Origin of the sequence: Frisingicoccus sp. (assembly GCA_016298055.1) — a bacterium.
Taxonomy (GTDB): domain Bacteria; phylum Bacillota; class Clostridia; order Lachnospirales; family Lachnospiraceae; genus Frisingicoccus.
This window is the reverse complement of sequence record JAEDDO010000182.1, coordinates 1-3,508: the sequence shown is the minus strand read 5'-3', so window position 1 is coordinate 3,508 and position 3,508 is coordinate 1. Positions and strand designations below refer to the sequence as shown.

The 3,508-nt window shown below is 42.2% G+C and carries 3 protein-coding genes; 2 read left to right on the top strand and 1 reads right to left on the bottom strand.

What is annotated here, in order from left to right:
- The coding region (locus QZZ35_RS10130) for an FAD-dependent oxidoreductase (protein WP_291237293.1) at positions 1 to 1,622 on the top strand (1,622 nt) is incomplete at its 5' end.
- Between the two features lie 47 nt (positions 1,623 to 1,669).
- Here QZZ35_RS10130 and QZZ35_RS10125 read toward each other — a convergent pair.
- The gene (locus QZZ35_RS10125) at positions 1,670 to 2,329 is read right to left on the bottom strand and encodes a Crp/Fnr family transcriptional regulator (RefSeq protein WP_291237292.1); all 660 of its coding nucleotides are present in this window, start codon (positions 2,327 to 2,329) and stop codon (positions 1,670 to 1,672) included.
- 124 nt (positions 2,330 to 2,453) lie between these two features.
- On the opposite strand from QZZ35_RS10125, the gene QZZ35_RS10120 reads away from it, so the two are divergent.
- Complete coding sequence (locus QZZ35_RS10120; RefSeq protein WP_291237291.1) at positions 2,454 to 3,146, top strand: DUF134 domain-containing protein; 693 nt, start codon at positions 2,454 to 2,456, stop codon at positions 3,144 to 3,146.
- Positions 3,147 to 3,508: the final 362 nt, after the last annotated feature.

Below are 3,508 nucleotides of genomic sequence, written 5' to 3'. Positions count from 1 at the left end.
AAACTGCAGAAATTACGGTATTTGAACGTTCGGGATATATATCCTACGCAAATTGCGGATTGCCGTATTATATTGGTGATGTTATTACGGATCCGGAAGAACTGACACTTCAGACACCTGAAAGTTTCTTTTCCCGTTTCCGAATCAATATGAAAGTTCATCATGAGGTGACTGCGATCCATCCGAATCAAAAAACAATCTCTGTAAAGAATCTGGAAACCGGGGAAGAATTTGAGGAATCCTATGATAAATTGATTCTCTCTCCGGGGGCAAAGCCAACACAGCCACGGCTTCCGGGTGTAGGAATTGAAAATGTATTTACCCTCCGTACGGTAGAGGATACCTTCCATATCAAAGAGTATATCAACAAGAATCAGCCAAAGTCTGCCGTATTAGCCGGTGGTGGTTTCATCGGCTTGGAACTGGCAGAAAACTTAAAGGAACTTGGCATGGATGTGACCATTGTCCAGCGTCCAAAACAGCTTATGAATCCTTTTGATGCAGATATGGCATCATTGATTCACAGTGAAATGCGGAAACACGGAGTGAAGCTTGCTTTGGGACATACGGTAGAAGGATTTGAAGAAAAAGATGGCGGAATAGATATTTTGTTGAAAGATGAGATGCCGCTGCATGCAGATATGGTAGTTCTGGCAATTGGCGTTACCCCGGATACACATCTTGCAAAAGACGCAGGATTGGAATTGGGAATTAAAGGAAGTATTGTCGTAAATGACCGTATGGAAACTTCTGCACCGGATATTTTTGCTGCCGGCGATGCAGTACAGGTGAAACATTATGTGACCGGGCAGGAAGCATTAATCTCTCTGGCAGGACCTGCCAACAAACAGGGACGCATCATTGCGGACAATATCTGTGGTGGTGACAGCAGGTATCCGGGCAGCCAGGGCAGTTCTGTCATTAAGGTATTCGATATGACAGCAGCGACCACGGGAATTAATGAAACCAATGCAAGGAAAGCCGGTCTCGATGTAGATACGGTAATCCTTTCACCTATGAGCCATGCCGGTTATTATCCGGGAGGCAAGGTGATGACCATGAAAGTTGTTTTTGAAAAAGAAACATATCGTCTTCTGGGGGCTCAGATTGTTGGCTACGAAGGGGTGGACAAACGGATCGATGTACTGGCTACAGCGATTCATGCGGGAATGAAAGCTACGGAGCTGAAAGACCTGGATCTGGCCTATGCTCCACCATATTCTTCTGCCAAGGATCCTGTGAATATGGCTGGTTTTATGATAGACAATATTTCGAAAGGCATATTGAAACAATGGCATCTGGAAGAGGTTGACTTGTTGCCTCGGGATGGAAGTGTGACTCTTTTAGACGTGAGAACTGTCAGAGAATATGGCAATGGTCATATCGAAGGATTTAAAAATATTCCGGTAGACGAACTTCGGGAACGTCTGGATGAGATTGAAAAAGATAAACCTGTTTACGTGATCTGTCAAAGTGGACTTAGAAGCTATATCGGAACACGTATATTGGAAGGAAACGGATATAAAGCCTATAACTTCTCAGGAGGATTCCGTTTTTACGATGCGGTGATGCATGACCGGTGTCTCATTGAAACAACAACTGCCTGCGGAATGGATCAGTAAAATATATGCCCATCTTCAAGGTTTTGTGCTTGAGGATGGGCATTCTTTTAGTGGTTATCTAATTGGTTTAATTTCTCTTTATCAAGAATGGTTACGGTACCACGGGACAGTTTAACCATGCCTTCACTTTGAAAATAGCGGAGCATTCGTGTAATAACTTCCCGGTGTGTACCCAGATGATTGGCAATGGCTTCATGAGTCAGTGTCAATTTATCACTTTCTTCAATTGAAGATTCTTCCAGGAGAAAGGATGCAACCCGTTTATCAAGGTTTTTCCACATAATCTGCTCGATCAGCCACATGACATCAGAAAAACGGGTAGCCATCAGTTCGTTGGTATAATTTGCCACCGGTGCGGACTCTTCCATAATGCTTTTATAGATTTCGGTCGGAATAATCCAAAGCTCGGTATCCTTTTCTGTTTCAATAGTAATTTCAAATTGGATAGACCGCATCATGCAGGAGGCAGAAAACAGACACATATCCCTGTCAAACAGGCGATAAATGGTAATCTCACGGCCTTCATCTGAGAGAATATATGCACGAAGCTGTCCGGATTTGACAAGAAGCAGACCGGTACAGTCCATGCTTCCATTGTGAATGATGGTTCCTTTCTCGACTTTTCGTGTAATAAGCTCTTTTTGAATGCGATTTTTCTGATCTGCAGTCAGTTGATTCCATATGGGAAAATAGTTTTCAAACTCCATGTTCTATTCCTCCTTGCACTGTTTATTATTATATCTTTGTTTCAGGTATATGTCAAATATGTTATTGACATATGCCCGAAACCGACTTATGATGTGAGAAAAGGTTTTCCAAAGGGGGAGTGTTATGCCAAGGCCTATGAAATGCAGAAAAGTCTGCCACTTTCCGCAGATATTAGAGTTTTCGCCCGTTGATGTGAAAACAGAAAGAGAACCGGTCATTTTGGCTGTGGATGAGTATGAAACAATCCGTCTGATTGATAAACAAGGTTTCAGCCAGGAACAATGTGCGTCTTTCATGCAGATTGCAAGAACAACGGTACAGAGAATCTATGAAAGTGCGAGGAAAAAGCTGGCAGATGCTATTGTAGATGGACGTCCGCTTAGGATTGAAGGCGGAGATTTCTGGCTTTGCAACGGACAAAGTGCGAACTGCGGTCAATCTGGCTGTTTCAAACAGATGGTTTATCAACAATATAAAATAGAAAAAGGAGAACATATTATGAGAATAGCAGTGACTTATGAAAATGAACAGATTTTCCAGCATTTCGGTCATGCTGAACAGTTCAAGGTTTATGATGTGCAGGAAGGAAAGATCATCGATTCAAAGATTGTAGATACGAATGACAGCGGTCATGGTGCATTGGCTGGTGTGTTGACTGCGCTGAATACAGATGTTCTGATCTGCGGTGGCATCGGTGGAGGTGCCCAGGCAGCTCTGGCAGCAGCAAATATTAAGCTTTATGGAGGTGTATCCGGAAACGCAGATGATGCAGTCGCCGCTCTCCTTAACGGAAATCTTGAATATAACCTCTGCTAAGGAACTTTACCATCACGGGACAGGATTACGGATAGGTTACATGACAAATCCAACTTGCTTTTCCATCACAGGAAAGAATATGGATAATTTACATGACAAATTCAGCTTGCTTTTCCATCATGGAGAGAAATAAGGATAATCTACATGAAAAAATCAATTTGATTTACCATCATAGGAAAGGATAAAGATATCTTACATGAAAACACGATCAAAAAATACCATCAAACATGGGAAAGTGGAAATGCTCCATGAAAAGAGCTGAACAAGATACCATCAAGAAATGCAAGACTGAAAAAATGATTGCCCCATCAAAAAATGATTGCCCCATCAAAGCTCATCGACAGTAAAATATATTTGTGCTA

Coding starts and splice junctions, on each gene's coding strand:
- QZZ35_RS10125 (WP_291237292.1), bottom strand. CDS start 2,329: ATGGAGTTTGAAAACTATTTTCCCATATGGAATCAACTGACTGCAGAT.
- QZZ35_RS10120 (WP_291237291.1), top strand. CDS start 2,454: ATGCCAAGGCCTATGAAATGCAGAAAAGTCTGCCACTTTCCGCAGATA.